The organism is Brevibacillus brevis (assembly GCF_900637055.1).
GTDB lineage: Bacteria > Bacillota > Bacilli > Brevibacillales > Brevibacillaceae > Brevibacillus > Brevibacillus brevis.
Genome location: NZ_LR134338.1, coordinates 2,232,878 through 2,249,652 on the forward strand (window position 1 = coordinate 2,232,878; position 16,775 = coordinate 2,249,652).

At 50.2% G+C, this 16,775-nt stretch carries 15 protein-coding genes; all 15 read left to right on the top strand.

What is annotated here, in order from left to right; translation table 11 throughout:
- Window positions 1-889: 889 nt before the first annotated feature.
- The gene (locus EL268_RS11190; protein ID WP_106653271.1) at window positions 890-1,531 is read left to right on the top strand and encodes a serine/threonine-protein kinase; all 642 of its coding nucleotides are present in this window, start codon (window positions 890-892) and stop codon (window positions 1,529-1,531) included.
- Window positions 1,532-1,608: 77 nt separating this feature from the next.
- On the top strand, window positions 1,609-2,058 hold the full coding sequence (gene lspA / locus EL268_RS11195) for a signal peptidase II (RefSeq protein ID WP_106653272.1): 450 nt from the start codon (window positions 1,609-1,611) through the stop codon (window positions 2,056-2,058).
- 45 nt (window positions 2,059-2,103) lie between these two features.
- Window positions 2,104-3,033, top strand: a complete 930-nt coding sequence (locus tag EL268_RS11200) for an RluA family pseudouridine synthase (RefSeq protein ID WP_106653273.1) — start codon at window positions 2,104-2,106, stop codon at window positions 3,031-3,033.
- Between the two features lie 19 nt (window positions 3,034-3,052).
- Window positions 3,053-3,454, top strand: coding sequence for a VOC family protein (locus EL268_RS11205; protein ID WP_106653274.1), 402 nt, complete (start codon window positions 3,053-3,055; stop codon window positions 3,452-3,454).
- A gap of 98 nt (window positions 3,455-3,552) precedes the next feature.
- A complete protein-coding gene (locus EL268_RS11210; protein WP_106653275.1) occupies window positions 3,553-4,914 on the top strand; it encodes a TolB-like translocation protein in 1,362 nt (453 codons plus the stop codon).
- A 223-nt stretch (window positions 4,915-5,137) separates the two neighbouring features.
- Entirely contained in the window at window positions 5,138-5,677 is a 540-nt protein-coding gene (pyrR, locus tag EL268_RS11215) for a bifunctional pyr operon transcriptional regulator/uracil phosphoribosyltransferase PyrR (protein ID WP_007728461.1), read from the top strand.
- 163 nt (window positions 5,678-5,840) lie between these two features.
- Window positions 5,841-7,199, top strand: a complete 1,359-nt coding sequence (locus EL268_RS11220; RefSeq protein WP_106653276.1) for a solute carrier family 23 protein — start codon at window positions 5,841-5,843, stop codon at window positions 7,197-7,199.
- A 168-nt stretch (window positions 7,200-7,367) separates the two neighbouring features.
- On the top strand, window positions 7,368-8,309 hold the full coding sequence (locus EL268_RS11225) for an aspartate carbamoyltransferase catalytic subunit (RefSeq protein ID WP_106653277.1): 942 nt from the start codon (window positions 7,368-7,370) through the stop codon (window positions 8,307-8,309).
- Window positions 8,276-9,556 (top strand): dihydroorotase, encoded by a 1,281-nt coding sequence (locus tag EL268_RS11230; protein ID WP_106653278.1) that lies wholly within the window; start codon window positions 8,276-8,278, stop codon window positions 9,554-9,556. The genes EL268_RS11225 and EL268_RS11230 overlap by 34 nt, the downstream gene beginning before the upstream one ends.
- A 57-nt stretch (window positions 9,557-9,613) precedes the next feature.
- Window positions 9,614-10,711, top strand: coding sequence for a carbamoyl phosphate synthase small subunit (locus EL268_RS11235; RefSeq protein ID WP_106653279.1), 1,098 nt, complete (start codon window positions 9,614-9,616; stop codon window positions 10,709-10,711).
- Window positions 10,695-13,907 (top strand): carbamoyl-phosphate synthase large subunit, encoded by a 3,213-nt coding sequence (carB, locus tag EL268_RS11240; RefSeq protein ID WP_106653280.1) that lies wholly within the window; start codon window positions 10,695-10,697, stop codon window positions 13,905-13,907. The genes EL268_RS11235 and carB overlap by 17 nt, the downstream gene beginning before the upstream one ends.
- 15 nt (window positions 13,908-13,922) lie before the next feature.
- Window positions 13,923-14,660, top strand: coding sequence for an orotidine-5'-phosphate decarboxylase (pyrF, locus tag EL268_RS11245; RefSeq protein WP_106653281.1), 738 nt, complete (start codon window positions 13,923-13,925; stop codon window positions 14,658-14,660).
- Between the two features lie 27 nt (window positions 14,661-14,687).
- The gene (gene pyrE / locus EL268_RS11250; RefSeq protein ID WP_106653282.1) at window positions 14,688-15,326 is read left to right on the top strand and encodes an orotate phosphoribosyltransferase; all 639 of its coding nucleotides are present in this window, start codon (window positions 14,688-14,690) and stop codon (window positions 15,324-15,326) included.
- 390 nt (window positions 15,327-15,716) lie between these two features.
- Complete coding sequence (locus EL268_RS11255; RefSeq protein WP_106653283.1) at window positions 15,717-16,193, top strand: GNAT family N-acetyltransferase; 477 nt, start codon at window positions 15,717-15,719, stop codon at window positions 16,191-16,193.
- A gap of 54 nt (window positions 16,194-16,247) precedes the next feature.
- A complete protein-coding gene (locus tag EL268_RS11260; protein WP_106653284.1) occupies window positions 16,248-16,763 on the top strand; it encodes a phage tail protein in 516 nt (171 codons plus the stop codon).
- Window positions 16,764-16,775: the final 12 nt, after the last annotated feature.

Genomic DNA, 16,775 nt, shown 5'->3' on the forward strand with positions numbered 1-16,775 from the left:
TTTTTGCATGGAGTCGTGCAGTCAATCCCACAGGGGGTGGCTCTAGAAGCTGAGCGTTTTCTCCTGTTTCCTCCCCACCACGACAGCTCCTTGAGGCTCCTGTTAGGTGGCTGCGGTGAAGAGAAGAATATTTCCAGTCTAGGCTCCAGGCTCCGTCCTGCTGGGGGCTAAGACTGTCCGCTCCGAAGGGATTCGCGGGGAAACGCAAAAGTGGTAGCCGCTTCGTAGCGCGAGCACGTTGCGTTTCTTTTGCCCGCGAATCCCTTCGGAGCTTGGTAGGACTCCACAAGTCGCTACGTCTGGAAATATTCTTCTCTGGCGTAACTGATGTCTTTCTTCATTCTTTCAAAGCTTTAAAAAGTGGGGGGAACACGGAAAGTTCGTAGAGGAAACAGGAGAAATAAGCGAAGATCTTAGGGACACCGACCGAGACGCAATGCAAAAAGCGAAACACGTTCTTAAGCGTCCACCTCTGAAAACACATCCTGAGAGAACCACTTTGGACGCGGTTTCGCTTTTTGCATGGAGTCGTGCAGTCAATCCCACAGGGGGTGGCCCTAGAAGCTGAGCGTTTTCTCCTGTTTCCTCCCCACCACGACAGCAGCGTACAAGAGACTTCATGAATCAGATACAATCATTCGTTATACACTACATGAAACAGGTGCTAATGGTGGACATTGACTACCCATTTACCAAATCAAAAAAATGAGGTATTCTTGTCCATATGCAATCCTTTCATTGGAATCGGACAGGATCTCCTGGCCTCACCAGTGTAAAGGATTTTTTGCCCCTTATAGGAAGTGTCTGAATGATCGTAGTAGATGAACCTTCTATAATTTTGTTTTAACGTAGTTCGAAGTCGGTAACTGATGAGAGATGATGAGAAACGATGCGGATCGATCAGCATATATTGCAAGCTTTTTTACAGGAAGTTAAAGTGGAGAGTCTGTCACCGGATGATCCAGTCGTAGTTCACCACACACCATACCCGTGGGAGCTGGTCGGTACCGGCAATTATGCTGCCGTATTTGCCCACCCGGACTATCCAAAGGTAGTGATCAAGCTGTACGCACCTGGAAGACCAGGAGCTGAACAGGAAATCGAAGTCTATCGCAAGCTTGGGGAGACTCGTTCCTTCCCCGTCTGTTATGATTATGGGGAAGGATACTTGGTCATTACGCGGATGAACGGCATCCCCCTGTTTGACTGTGTCCGCTTTGGTATTCCCATTCCTCCGCAGGTGATTGAAGACGTGGAGGACGCGCTAGAAGAGGCCCGCAGGAAGGGTTTGTTTCCGCATGATGTCCATGGGAAAAACGTTTTAATGGATCAGGGACGAGGTTATCTGATTGACGTATCGGATTACTATGTCAATGAGACAGACACGAAATGGCGTGATTTACGCAAGGCGTATTACAAGGTATACCTGCCATTTATCAAGGATCGTGGATGGAAAATTCCATTGTGGATGCTGGAAGTCGTGCGCAAAGGCTATCGACTGTATAAAAAAGGAAAACGCTTGTTCACGTAGACTGTCTCTGGTAAAATGATCATTTGACATTGTGTTTGTACAGTTGCTGGTCGAAGCAGAATAAGGAGGACATTCCATTGTTGTACTATCTCATTGCGGCAGTAATTATTGCGCTTGATCAGTTTACAAAGTATTTAGTCGTGAAGTATATGGAACTGGGACAATCCATTCCTTTGATCGCGGACGTCTTTCATCTGACTTCCCATCGAAATATGGGAGCGGCATTTGGCATCCTGCAAAATCGACGCTGGTTTTTTATTGTCATTACCATTGTCGTTGTGATTGGGATTGTCATTTCCTTGATTCGATTGGGAAAAAACCAACCTCGTGCATCGTTGGCGCTGTCATTGGTCTTGGGTGGAGCCGTCGGGAATTTCATTGATCGTGCAATGACCGGTCAAGTCGTAGATTTTCTCGATTTTACGTTGATTAACTTCCCGATCTTTAACGTGGCTGATATGGCCATCACGATTGGTGTGGGGATTTTGCTTCTCGATGTTTTTCTGGATGGGAAGAAAAACAGATAGTCATGAGAATAATAGTGGGAAAGCTCGGATAGGTGGAGAACATACATGAATGACACGCAATTGTTTGAACGTTACGATTGGACGGTAGAGCCAGCGGATACGAGCGAGCGCATCGACAAGTTTATCACGCTGCAAAATGAAGATTGGTCCCGTTCACAGGTGCAGGCTTGGGTGAAGGAAGGCCGTGTCACTGTCAATGGTGAACCGATCAAAAACAACTACAAGCTGCAGGCAGAGGACGAAGTGACCCTCCGTGTTCCGCCGCCAAAGGAAATGGCGATCCAGCCAGAGGAGATGCTGCTTGATATTGTATACGAGGACAGCGATGTCGTGGTCGTGAATAAACCACGTGGCCTCGTCGTGCATCCTGCTCCTGGTCATTACAGTGGGACGCTCGTCAATGGGCTTTTGGCACATTGCAAGGATTTGTCCGGAATCAATGGCGTTTTGCGTCCGGGAATTGTCCATCGCATTGACAAGGATACATCCGGCCTGTTGATGGTAGCCAAAAACGACAAGGCACACATGGGTTTGGCTGAACAATTGAAGGCACATACGGTCAATCGGAAGTATGTCGCGATTGTTCATGGTGTCATCCCGCATGAAATGGGGACGATTGAAGCACCGATTGGGCGCGATCCGAAAAATCGCCAGCAAATGGCGGTTGTTTTTGAAAACAGCAAGCCGGCTGTCACGCACTTTATCGTGCTGGAGCGCTTCAAAGAGTACACGTTAGTGGAATTGAAACTCGAAACAGGACGTACCCATCAAATTCGTGTACATATGAAATACATTGGGTATCCACTGGCAGGCGATCCGAAATACGGTCCGAAAAATACATTGGAGCTCGATGGACAAGCGCTGCATGCGAAAACACTGGGCTTCATCCATCCCCGTACAGGAGAGCAGCTCGAATTCGAAGCGCCAATGCCGAAGGAAATGCTTGATGTTATTGACGTTCTCAGACAAGCGTAAGTGAACAGGAGGAAAAGCCGTGCTAAAAAGATTAGCGCATGTGACGCTGTACGTTCACGATTGTGAAGAGGCATTGCGGTTTTACACGGAAAAACTCGGTTTCGAAAAACGCATGGATTCTCGTATGGATGATGGTTCTCGTTGGCTCACCGTCGGCCTTCCTGGGCAGGAGATCGAGATCGTATTGCATGACCCTACCCATTGGCATCAGGAAGAAGTTGCGCAGGAAATGCTTCGTCAGGTCGGCAAAAATCCAATGTGGGTTTGGGAGACGGATGATTTTGGGTCCACATACGAAACACTGCGTCAACGCGGCGTGAAGTTTGTGAGTGAACCAAACGAAGTGATGTACGGCATGGAGGTTGTTTTCGAGGATCTGTATGGCAATCGTTTTTTGTTGTTGCAGCCAGTCTTCCTATGACACTTACATAATGGAAGTTGGATTGGAAAACGCTAGTAGAGAGCTTATTACTTTCTTCTGGCGTTTTTTTATCATTCAATAGAGAGTGTAAGGAGTGAATGCCTGTGAACGGAAAATGGGGGAAGGCGATCAGCCTTTTTGTCCTTTTGGTTGTACTTGTCACAGCAAACGGTGAAGCAAAAGTGGCAGCTCACAGCCAACAGCCAGAGCGTGTGAACAAGGAAATAAGCGTTCCGGCGAAAATTGCATTTACGAGCAACCAGCATTTGTTTTTGGTAGACGGACGGGATACGACGGGAAAGATAAAGCAAATAACCAAGGACGGCTATGCACAGATCGTGGGCTGGTCGCCAGATGGCAATTGGCTCCTGTTCGTGAAATACGAAGGCAATGACAATTACTCGACACCAGGCTACGTGTGGATTGTCAGAGCTGACGGCAGCAAAGCTGTGCAGGTAGATGAACGCCCGATTTATGAAACGCCAAAATGGTCCCCGAAAGCGAACAAGCTAGCGTACACCGTGAATATCGGCAGTAATGAAGCGCCGAGACCATTGCTGATTGTAAAAGACGTCCAAGCGCATGGAGAATTAGCCTTACAAAGTACAACGAAGGCTGATTTCGAAGATTTTGCCTGGATGCCAGATGGGGAAAACATGCTTGTCTCGCTACCTGCCGAAAAAAATAAGTCGATGACGCTGGCCTTGCGCACACTTGCAGGTAAACCGTTGGCTGCCTACCCGATTGCGGAACCGCCAAAAGTGGAGGAAGGCATCTACCCATGGGCAGCGACAGGCTTACAAGTATCTCCGGATGGGAAGGCTGTGGCCTACTTTGTCCGGTATAACTCCGGCTCCTTGTCTGCTGATGGCGTACCTATTCAATGGTTTGATTTGACTCAGCCTGGCAAAAAGCCAATAGAACTCGGTACAGGATTGGCTTATCCTGATTGGCTTGCCTGGACACCAAATAGCGAACAGCTCGCTTTTGTCGATGGCACTGACCGGGTAGCCACGACTAACAAGCAGTTGAAGCTGGCGGATCGAGCAGGAAAGGTCAAAACAGTCAGTCCTGGTCCAATCGTGGTAGATACTTATCCGGTATGGATTCCAAAAGCTCCGTACACGCTGCTTTTCACCAGAGGCTTGGCTACAGAGTATTCATACGACCCAAAGAAGGTCATGGTACCGCAACAAGGCATCTGGCGGCGGTCCGCAGATGGAGCTGAGCAGCAGGTGACAAAAGGGGAAGCGAATACAGCTGACTACTATCCTGCGCCATCTCCAGATGGGAGACAGCTCCTTTTCTTGCGCTTGGATCGAGCGGAGCATGGCTCCCTGTTTATCCAAGGAATAGGCGAGGATGCGGACAAACAAATCGAGCTCATCAAAAACATTACAGGGGACATTGGTTATTATGCCAACTATTTGCCGCCGTGGGTCAGCGTCTATTGGGAATAGTTAGACTTTTTCGTGCTGCATTGACACCCGTCCAGAATCGTGACATAATTCTACATGACGAATGGAACCTTTAAATCCAGTCCAGTGAGGCTGGCAAGGGCACGGAATGACAAATAGGCGGGACTTTAATAGTCCGGTCAGTTTGTCCGAGGGCTTCTTGTCTCCTGACAAGGAGCCTTTTTTCGTAAGGTCCACTGTTCCCGTCGAGAAGGGGGATATTGAGATGATCAACAAAAGCGTTATTATGGATGAAGCGGCGATCCGCCGCGCGCTCACGCGAATCGCACATGAAATTATCGAGCGAAACAAAGGCGTTGAGGATCTCATTATCGTGGGCATCAAGACCAGAGGGATTTACCTCGCGCAACGTCTTGTGGAAAGAATCGAAATGATCGAGAATGTGAAGGTACCAGTCGGTGAGCTGGACATTACGTTCTATCGTGACGATCTGCAACACAAGTCCGAAGATGCCATTTTGCAAGGCTCCAAGCTCCCCGATCAAATCACAGGCAAGACTGTGATTCTGGTGGACGATGTTCTCTATACCGGACGTACCGTTCGTGCTGCTTTGGATGCACTCATCGATAACGGCCGCCCACGAATGATTCAACTGGCTGTCCTGGTTGATCGCGGTCATCGCGAACTGCCAATCCGCCCTGATTTCGTCGGAAAAAACCTCCCAACTGCTCGAACGGAAATTGTCGATGTACAATTGGCAGAAGTGGATGTAATGGACATTGTGTCCATCCGACAGCTCCTGTAAAAATAAAATAACTCCTCTTTAAAAACGATCCCGTGAGGTCGGCAAGAGGCAACAAACTTCCCATGAGCATGGCGAAGCTAGCCTCTTTGTGTCCGCACAAAGAGGTTTTTTGTATAAAAAGAAGCTTTTTGAATGAAAGAAACAAAACAGGGGGCATACAGGCATGAGCCAAAAAAATTACATCGATGTAGACGAAACACCACATATTTCGCGATTGCTGCCACTTAGTATTCAACACTTGTTTGCGATGTTCGGCTCGACTGTACTCGTACCGATCTTGACGGGTCTGGATGTTGCAACTGCTCTCTTGGCGAGTGGGATCGGGACACTGCTGTTCCTGTGGATCACAAAAGGAAAGCTTCCGAACTATCTCGGTTCTTCCTTCGCCTTCATCGGTCCGATTATCGTCGTGAGCCAATCGCATGGCGTAGGGACGGCACTCTTGGGCTGCTTCCTCTCCGGGATTGTGTACATCATCGTCGCCGGGATTGTGAAGAAGGCAGGAGTCAAATGGCTCGATCGGGTACTGCCACCAGTTGTCATCGCATCCGTCATCGTTGTGATCGGTCTGAGCCTGGCTGGCGTAGCAGTAGACATGGCAACGAAAGTCACCGTAGACGGTCAATCGCAAATGTCACTGACTTCGATTGAAATCTCGCTCGTTACTGTAGTCGTAACAGTGCTAGCTGCGGTCATGCTGCGCGGTTTCCTTGGTCTTATCCCAATCTTGATCGGAATGGTTTCAGGTTATGTATACACGCTGCTGCGTCACCCTGATCTGATTCATTTCCAAACGGTCAAAGATGCTCCTTGGGTTGTTGGATTCGGTGAAATGTTCACCTCCCACTTCAAATTCGCAGAGGTAACGAGTGCAATGGCGAATCCGAGCGCATGGATCGCTGCCCTGGTTATCGCACCAGTCGCTTTCGTCACACTGGCGGAGCATCTGGGTCACTTGCTGGTAACGAGTAAGGTTATGGATCGTGATTTGATGAAAGACCCTGGACTGCACCGCAGCTTGCTTGGGGACGGGGTTGCAACGTCACTCGCTGCGATTATGGGCGGTCCACCTGCAACAACGTACGGGGAGAACATCGGAGTTCTGGCGATTACAAAGGTATACAGCCGCGTCGTCATCGGTTTGGCTGCTGTACTCGCGATTATGTTCGCCTTCGCTGGTAAGGTCAGTGCCTTCTTGATGACGATCCCAACGCCGGTACTTGGCGGTGTCTCCATCATCCTGTTCGGTATCATCGCGGCACAAGGCTTGCGGATGTACGTCGAGCACAAAGTGAATTTTGCAGACAAGCGCAACATGATTCTCGCAGCGGTCATCCTCGTGACGGGAATCGGCGGATACAAAATCAGCTTTGCAGGTACAGGTATCGCTTTCCTGAACGATCTGACCATCGATAATATCGCACTCTCTACTTTCCTGGGAATTATTCTGCACCTGATCCTTCCGGGAAAAGAGTCCGCGATGGGCGAAGCGCACCGCGAAGAACAAAAAAAAATAGCCTAAACGTTCCCAATCCTTTAAATCCAGTCCAGAGAGGCTGGCAAGGCAAAGAACGCTGTTTTGGCTGCCCAAAAAAGGCACTCAACCAGCTTCTTGTCTCGCTTGCCTCCAGATGCAAAGCGATGCCAAGAAGCTTTTTCTTTTGAACATAAAGAATCGGAGGGATTCATGATGAAAAATGTAGCGCACCTGATTGGCCTCAAAGACTTATCGAAAGAACAAATCATCCAGCTCCTCGAGCGAGCAGAGTATTGGGCTGCCAGACCAACTGAGCAAGCGGATATCCTGCGCGGACGTTTTGTCGCGAATCTGTTCTTCGAGGCCAGCACCAGAACCCGCTTTTCTTTCGAAGTAGCACAAAAGCGACTGGGCGCGCATGTTTTGAACTTCATTCCGGAAACCTCCTCTACCGTAAAAGGCGAGACGGTCTATGACACGATCCGCACCTTGGAAGCAATGGGCGTGGAAGCAGCCGTTATCCGCACCAAGAAGGAAGGCCTGCTGCAAGAGTTGGCAGAAAGCGTAGACCTGAAGCTGATCAACGCGGGAGATGGAACGAATGAGCACCCGACCCAATGCCTGCTGGATCTGTTGACCATGAAAAGGAAGTTTGGCAAGCTCTCTGGTCTCACGGTAGCGATCATTGGAGACTTGCGCCACAGCCGCGTACTCGGTTCTCATCTGCATGCGCTGCCGAAGCTCGGTGTGAATCTGCTGCTCTCAGGTCCTGCTACAATGATGCCGGCACATATCCCGCAAGGTGTCAAAATCGTGGAAATGGAAGAAGCGGTTCAAACCGCAGATGTGGTCATGATGCTGCGTGTTCAGCTGGAGCGCCATGCGGAATCCCTCTATCTATCGAAGGAAGAGTACCACAAGGCACACGGGCTCACTTTGGAAAGAGCCAAAATGATGAAGTCCGGCGCAGTCATCATGCATCCAGCTCCCGTCAATCGCGGGGTTGAGATTCATACCGATTTGGTAGAATGCGAAACGTCCTTGATTCAACCCCAAGTGACCAACGGAGTCGCAGCAAGAATGGCAGTTCTAGAAACTCTTTTGAAAGGGAGCGAAATGACATGGGAATCATCCTTGGCAACGGCAACGTACTAAATCAGGCGGGGGAGCTTACCCCGATGGAAATATTGGTGGAAAAGGGAAGAATCACAGCGATGGGGGAAACGCTCGATCGCGATGGGCATGAATGGATCGATTGCCACGGCGGTATGATTAGCGCAGGCCTCATCGATGTCCACGTCCATCTGCGTGAACCAGGCTTTGAACATAAAGAAACGATCGAAACAGGAGCAAAAGCAGCGGTCCAAGGCGGATTTACAACAGTAGCATGCATGCCGAACACACGACCGTCCATCGACAGTGTCGAGACCGTGACCTACATTCTGGACAAAGCGAGCGAGGCTGGTATGGCGCGCGTAATCCCATATGGTGCGATTACCGTTCGCCAATTGGGAAAAGAGCTGACGGATTTCGCAGGGTTAAAAGAAGCGGGGATCTTCGCGCTGACAGATGACGGTGTGGGTGTGCAATCCACAGCGATGATGAAAAAGGCCATGCAAAAAGCAGCAGAGCTCGGTATCGCAATCGTTGCTCACTGCGAGGACGAAGACCTGTTGATCCCGGGAGCAGCCTTGCATGACGGGGTGGTAGCAGCTCGACACGGACTCCCTGGAATTCCTTCTGAATCAGAGTCCATCCACGTCGGCCGCGATATTTTGCTGGCAGAACAGACAGGTGTGCACTACCACGTATGCCACATTAGCGCGAAAGAGTCGGTGCGTCTGGTACGAGACGGGAAACGTGCTGGCGTAAATGTAACGTGTGAAGTCAGTCCGCATCACCTCTTGCTGTGTGACGAGGATATCCCGGACAATTTGGATACGAATTGGAAAATGAACCCGCCGCTGCGCTCTCGTGAGGATCGCGCTGCACTGATTGCAGGATTGAAAGATGGCACCATTGACATGATTGCAACAGACCATGCCCCACACACCCAAGAGGAAAAAGCAAACGGGATGAACCGCGCACCATTTGGAATCGTCGGACTGGAGACAGCATTTCCGCTTCTGTACACAAATCTCGTGCAAACTGGAGAGCTGACCTTGAAAAAGCTGGTTGAGCTGTTGACCGTGAAGCCAGCAGAAGCATTCAAACTGCCGTACGGACGCCTGGAAGTAGGCGCACCAGCAGACCTGACGGTGATTGATCTGGAAACAGAAAAAACAATTGACCCAAGCACATTCGCAAGTAAAGGAATCAACACACCATTTGCTGGTTGGGCATGCAAAGGCTGGCCAACCCTGACGCTGGTAGATGGGAAGATCGTATATCAAAACGTGTAAAAACGACTGACAGACAAGAGACACAAGTTTTTACGCGACAATGGAGGAGGAGCATAGATGCGTGCAAGATTGATCTTGGAAGACGGAACAGAATTTATCGGGACGGCATTTGGAGCGACAAAGGAGTCCTACGGGGAAGTGGTTTTCAATACAGGGCTGACTGGCTATCAGGAGGTTTTGTCCGACCCATCCTACTGCGGACAGATCGTCACCATGACATACCCGCTGATCGGAAATTACGGGATCAATCGAGACGACTTTGAAGCTGTTCGTCCATACATTCACGGCTTCGTTGTTCGCGAGCATTGCGAGGCGCCAAGCAACTGGCGCAATACGAACACGCTCGATGAACTGCTGAAAATATACGGTATCCCAGGCATTGCCGGCATCGACACTCGGATGCTGACGAGAAAAATTCGTTACCACGGCACGATGAAGGGCATGATTACAACCAGTGAAGCCCCGTTGGCTGAATTGGTTGCTGCCTTAAACGGCACGACATTGATGACAGACCAAGTATCACGCGTGTCTACGAAAAGCGTCTTCAGCTGCCCAGGTACAGGCCATCGGGTAGTGCTCGTAGACTTCGGTGCCAAGCACGGGATTTTGCGCGAGCTGACCAAGCGCAACTGCGACGTAGTCGTTGTGCCTTACAATGTGACAGCAGAAGAGATTCGCCGCATTCAGCCGGACGGGATCCTCTTGTCCAACGGCCCTGGAGACCCGAAAGACGTACCGCAAGCCGTAGAGATGATTCGCGAAATCTTGGGTGAATATCCGCTGTTCGGAATTTGCCTCGGTCACCAGCTGTTCGCACTGGCATCTGGCGCTGACACGACGAAAATGAAATTCGGACACCGTGGCGGCAACCATCCGGTAAAAGAGCTGCCAACCGGACGCACTTATATCACATCCCAGAACCACAGCTATGCAGTCAAAGAAGACTCGCTCGCTGGCACGGAACTGGAAGTTACACATATCGCACTCAACGACGGCACCATCGAAGGCGTACGACATGCAGCAAAGAATGCATTCTCAGTACAGTACCATCCAGAAGCAGCTCCAGGTCCGTATGATTCCGGCTACCTGTTCGACCAGTTTCTTGCGATGATGGAAACCGCTAAGGAGGAAAAAACTCATGCCAAAACAAGATAATCTGAAAAAAATCCTCGTAATCGGCTCTGGACCAATCGTCATCGGGCAGGCTGCAGAATTTGACTATGCAGGCACGCAAGCATGCGAAGCGTTAAAAGAAGAGGGCATGGAGGTAGTTCTGATCAACTCCAACCCGGCGACCATCATGACCGATACAAACATGGCAGACAAAGTATATATCGAGCCAATCACACCTGAATTCGTAGCGCGCGTCATTCGTCAAGAGAAGCCGGATGGACTTCTGCCTACGCTTGGAGGTCAAACAGGCTTGAACATGGCTGTTGCCCTCTCAGAAGCAGGCGTGCTCGAGCAAGAAAATGTAAAGCTGCTCGGAACCAAGCTGGAATCGATCAAGCAAGCAGAAGACCGCGACCTGTTCCGCTCCCTCATGAATGAACTGGGCGAGCCAGTACCTGAATCAGTCATCGTGAGCACGGTAGAAGAAGCTGTCGATTTTGCAAATCAAATCGGTTATCCGATCATCGTTCGTCCTGCCTACACCTTGGGTGGTACAGGCGGCGGAATTTGTGAAGATGAAGAAACCCTCCGCGAGATCGTTGCAAGCGGATTGAAATACTCTCCGATTACGCAATGCTTGATCGAGAAAAGCATTGCCGGCATGAAAGAAATCGAGTACGAAGTGATGCGCGATGCCAACGACAACTGCATCGTAGTCTGCAACATGGAAAACATCGACCCAGTCGGCGTGCATACAGGTGACTCCATCGTAGTAGCGCCTAGCCAAACACTGGCTGACCGCGAATATCAAATGCTGCGCTCGTCCGCACTGAACATCATCCGGGCGCTCGGTATCGAGGGTGGCTGCAACGTACAATACGCACTCGACCCGGACAGCTTCCAGTACTATGTGATCGAAGTGAACCCGCGTGTGAGCCGCTCTTCCGCACTGGCTTCCAAGGCAACAGGCTACCCAATCGCAAAAATGGCAGCCAAAATCGCAATCGGCTACACACTCGATGAACTGAAAAACCCGGTGACAGGCCAAACATACGCATGCTTCGAGCCTACACTGGACTACATCGTCAGCAAAATTCCACGCTGGCCGTTCGACAAGTTCCAATCCGCCAACCGCAAGCTCGGTACGCAAATGAAAGCGACCGGAGAAGTCATGGCGATCGGTCGGACTTTTGAAGAATCGATCATGAAAGCCATCCGTTCCTTGGAAATCGGCAGCTATCACATCGAGATCAAGGGAGCAGGCGAAATCAGCGAGGAAGCACTGAAAGCACGACTGGTGCACGCGGATGACGAACGCCTCTTCCTGCTGGCAGAAGCACTGCGCCGTGGCTGGACGATCGAACAACTGCACAGCCTGACCAAGATCGATCTGTTCTTCCTGCACAAGTTCCATAAAATGATTGCCTTTGAAGCGGAACTGGCAAAAGGCTTGACGAGTGAAAAGCTGTACGAAGCTAAACGCATGGGCTTCACGGATCGCAAAATTGCTGAGCTGTGCGGTGAGACAGAAGAAGCGGTACACGCAATGCGCAGAGAAAAAGGCTTTGTACCTGTATATAAAATGGTAGATACTTGCGCGGCAGAATTCGAAGCGCAAACACCGTACTACTACTCCGCGTATGAAGTGGAAGACGAGCGCATCGAGACTGGCAAAAAACGTGTGGTCGTGCTGGGCTCCGGACCAATCCGCATTGGTCAAGGAATCGAGTTTGACTATGCAACTGTCCACGCTGTCTGGGCACTGAGAGAAGCGGGCTATGAAGCGGTCATTATCAACAACAACCCGGAGACTGTTTCTACAGACTTCAACACTTCTGATCGCCTGTACTTCGAGCCGCTGTACATCGAAGACGTTATGAACATTCTCGATGTGGAAAAACCAGAGGGTGTCATCGTACAATTCGGCGGACAAACCGCGATCAACCTGGCTGACAAGCTGGCTGCACGCGGAATCAAAATCTTGGGTACGAGTCTGGAAAACATCGACGCAGCGGAAAATCGCGAGAAATTCGAAGCGCTGCTGCGCGAGCTGGAAATCGCTCAACCACCAGGCAAAACGGTGACGTCAGTCGAGCAGGCAGTTGTAGCAGCAGAAGGTCTTGGCTTCCCTGTCCTGGTTCGCCCATCCTACGTACTTGGCGGACGTGCGATGGAAATCGTCTACAACCAGTCCGAACTGTTGGAGTACATGGAGAAAGCGGTGAAGGTAAATCCTGATCACCCTGTACTGGTAGACCGTTACATGGTTGGGGTAGAAGCGGAAGTCGATGCGATCTGCGACGGCGAAAACGTTCTGATCCCAGGCATCATGGAGCATATCGAACGCGCAGGGGTGCACTCCGGTGACTCTATCGCCGTATATCCTCCACAATCCTTGTCCCAAGCGATCAAGGATGAACTGATCGACATGACGACGAAGCTGGCGCGTGCCCTGCAAATCAAAGGCTTGCTCAACATCCAGTTCGTCATCTATAAAGACCGCCCATACGTAATCGAGGTCAATCCGCGTTCGTCTCGTACGGTGCCATTCCTCTCCAAAGTAACGGGGATTCCAATGGCGAACATCGCAACGAAAGCGATCCTTGGTCACTCGATCATCGAACAAGGCTTTACACCGGGCTACCATCCAGAGGAGTCGATGGTTTCTGTCAAAGTACCAGTCTTCTCCTTCGCAAAGCTGCGCCGCGTCGATATTACGCTCGGCCCTGAAATGAAATCGACCGGAGAAGTCATGGGTCGCGAGAGCACGCTGGCAAAAGCGTTGTACAAAGGCTTGGTCGCAGCAGGCATGAATATCCCGACACAAGGCACCTTGCTCGTAACCGTAGCAGATAAAGACAAGGAAGAAGCGTTAGACATCGTGAAACGCTTCCGCCACCTCGGCTTCAAGCTGATGGCAACCGCAGGCACAGCCGATTATTTGGAGCAAGCGGGACTGCAAGTCACACGCGTAAGCAAATTGTCCGAAGGCACGCCAAACCTGTTGGATGTCATCCATACAGGCGAAGCGAACATCGTACTCAATACACTGACAAAAGGCAAAACGCCACAACGCGACGGCTTCCGCATTCGTCGGGAAGCAGTAGAGAACGGCGCCGTATGCTTGACTTCACTGGATACAGCTTCCGCTCTCCTGCACGTACTGGAGACGATCACATTCTCTACAGAAGCAATGCCAGCCCAGCGTGCTGGTGCAAAAGTGGCAGTAACTGTATAAAAAGGGGAGAGCAGCGTGCAACAACAACTAACCGATATTCGCGAACGCATGATTGTTGCGCTCGACTTTTCCTCACTGGATGAAGTCAAGAAGTGCATCGAGCCTCTACAGGGGCATATCCGCTATGTAAAAGTGGGGATGGAGCTCGCTTACGCAGAAGGGCCAGCGATCGTTTCCTTCTTGAAGGAAAAAGGACTCAAAGTATTCCTCGACTTGAAGGTTCACGATATTCCCAATACCGCTAAAGGCGCGATGAGAAGCCTTGCGCGTCTGGGAGCAGACATGGTAAACGTTCATGCGGCAGGCGGCGTAGCCATGATGGCGGCAGCGAGAGAAGGCTTGGAGCAAGGGACAGCGGCAGGTGCTGCTCGTCCCCTCCTGATCGGTGTGACGATGCTGACATCCACTGGTTTGCAAACGATGAATCAAGAATTGGCGATTCCAGGTGCGGTAGAAGATGTTGTGGTGCACTATGCGCTGATGACCAAGCAAGCTGGTTTGGATGGGGTCGTTGCTTCTCCACTAGAAGTACCGATGATCAAAAAAGCTGCTGGAGACGCATTTGTAACCGTAACGCCAGGCATTCGTCCACTGGGAGCGGATCAAGGCGATCAGACGCGCATCACGACGCCAGAGCAGGCATTCCGCTTGGGCAGCGATTACCTTGTGATTGGTCGCGCTATTACGGTTGCAAAAGATCCAGTCGGGGTTTGGCAAAGTATCGTCGCAGCAGTGGAAAAAGACCGTTCGTAAAGTAGCCAGCTGGAGGGAATAAGTGATATGACGACAATGACAACCGCTAAGCAAATTGCAGCGAATCTTCTTGAAATCGGGGCAGTTCATCTGCGACCGGAGCAACCTTTTACATGGACGTCCGGGATCAAATCCCCGATCTACTGCGACAACCGGATCACGATGTCCTATCCGCATGTGCGCCGTGCCATTGCGAAAGCATTTGCTGATTTGATCAAAGAGCAGTACCCAGATGCGCAAGTCGTGGCGGGAACAGCGACTGCTGGTATTCCACATGCTGCATGGGTTGCAGAGCTGCTTGATCTGCCTATGATATACGTACGGGACAAGGCAAAAGGCCACGGTCGCCAAAATCAGATTGAGGGCGCATTGGCAGCTGGTCAAAAGGTAGTCGTAATTGAAGACCTGATTTCCACAGGTGGCAGCTCCTTGAAAGCAGCCCAAGCAGTACAGGCTGAGGGTGGAGAGGTACTGGGGGTCGTAGCCATTTTCAGCTACCAATTCCCGGATGCCCAAGCCTTGTTTGAGGAAGCAGGCATTCCTTGCACCACCATCTCGAATTACACAGCACTTTTGGAAGTAGCATCAGAGCAAGGAGTTATTACTAGCGAACAGGAAAAAGTATTGGGCGAATGGCGGAAATCTCCACGTACTTTTTTTGAATAAGAAGAGATACATGATGAAGAGTAGGGCGGCGGTCAAACCGTCCTACTCTTTTTTGTTTCGTGTGGATCATAATCAGGACCCCTTCGGATTGATAGAACTGGAGTATATTGTCGGCTCACTAGGCCCGCTTGTTTTAATATTTTCAAGACGATTTGCTGCCGAAGCGTTTTTCATGCAAAAGAGCTAACTTTAGTTAGTGTTAGAAGGAAATTGGCTAATGATATCATTATTCATGATGGCTATTAAATCAGGCAGGATATCAGAAAAAGTTCGAAGGAGGAAGAGCGGTACACATAGGAAGGACAAGTCGGCGTATCCAGGCCTGAAAGGATGCAAGCAGGTAACCGGTCAAATGACAGAAAAGTACAACGATTGCATGCAAGGAGGATTATGGTACATACCAGACCTTTTGAATATGAGCAAGACGAAGCCTTTATTTGGGAATTGTACTGTTCTACCAGAACCGAAGAAATGGCTCTTTGGGGTTGGAGTGAGTCGGACAAGCTTGCTTTTTTACAGTCGCAGTTTATGATGCAGCAGAAATCTTACCAAATGCAGTTTCCCGCTCAAAATCATCAAATCATTCTCCGATCCGAGCAGCCTATCGGTCGTATGATTACAGATGCGAGAGGAGATGCACTGCATCTCGTAGATATTTCTTTGCTGCCTGCTTATCGGGGACAGGGTGTTGGTTCAGGTATGATTGGCGATCTGCAAAAAGAGGCACTAGCTTTGCAATTACCAATCCGTTTATGTGTTCTACAAGGGAATCCCGCCTTTCGACTATATGAACGACTCCATTTCAGCGTGACAGACTCAACGGGTCTGTATATCCAAATGGAATGGCAGCCACTTCTGCAAAAATGACCAATCTGTTCGTTCGACAAGGGAAATAACCACTTTACATAAGGAGGAAGCAACATGGCAGAGCCATTTCTTGGAGAAATCAGGATGTTTGGAGGAGATTATGCACCACAAGGATGGGCATTATGCAATGGACAGATCTTATCTATTTCTGAATACGACACGCTGTTTAGTTTGATTGGAACCACATATGGCGGGGATGGACAAACGACTTTTGCGTTGCCTGATTTACGGGGACGTATCCCGCTCCATCAAGGCAAAAATCCGAGTACAGGAACTACCTACGTGATGGGTGAAAAAAATGGTGTGGAATCAGTCACCTTAACCGTCTCGCAATTGCCCGCGCATACGCATACGGTCCACGCATCATCGCAGCCAGGAACTCAGAACAGCCCTGCCAATGCGGTATGGGCAAAGAATGCGCAGCAATATTCAGCGAATGCACCTGATGGAGTGATGAACGCGTCCAGCTTGAGCGCTGTAGGTGGAAATCAACCACACAGTAACCTGATGCCGTATACGGTTATTAATTTCATCATCGCTCTGTATGGGATTTATCCTCAACAAAATTAACATTCCAATCGA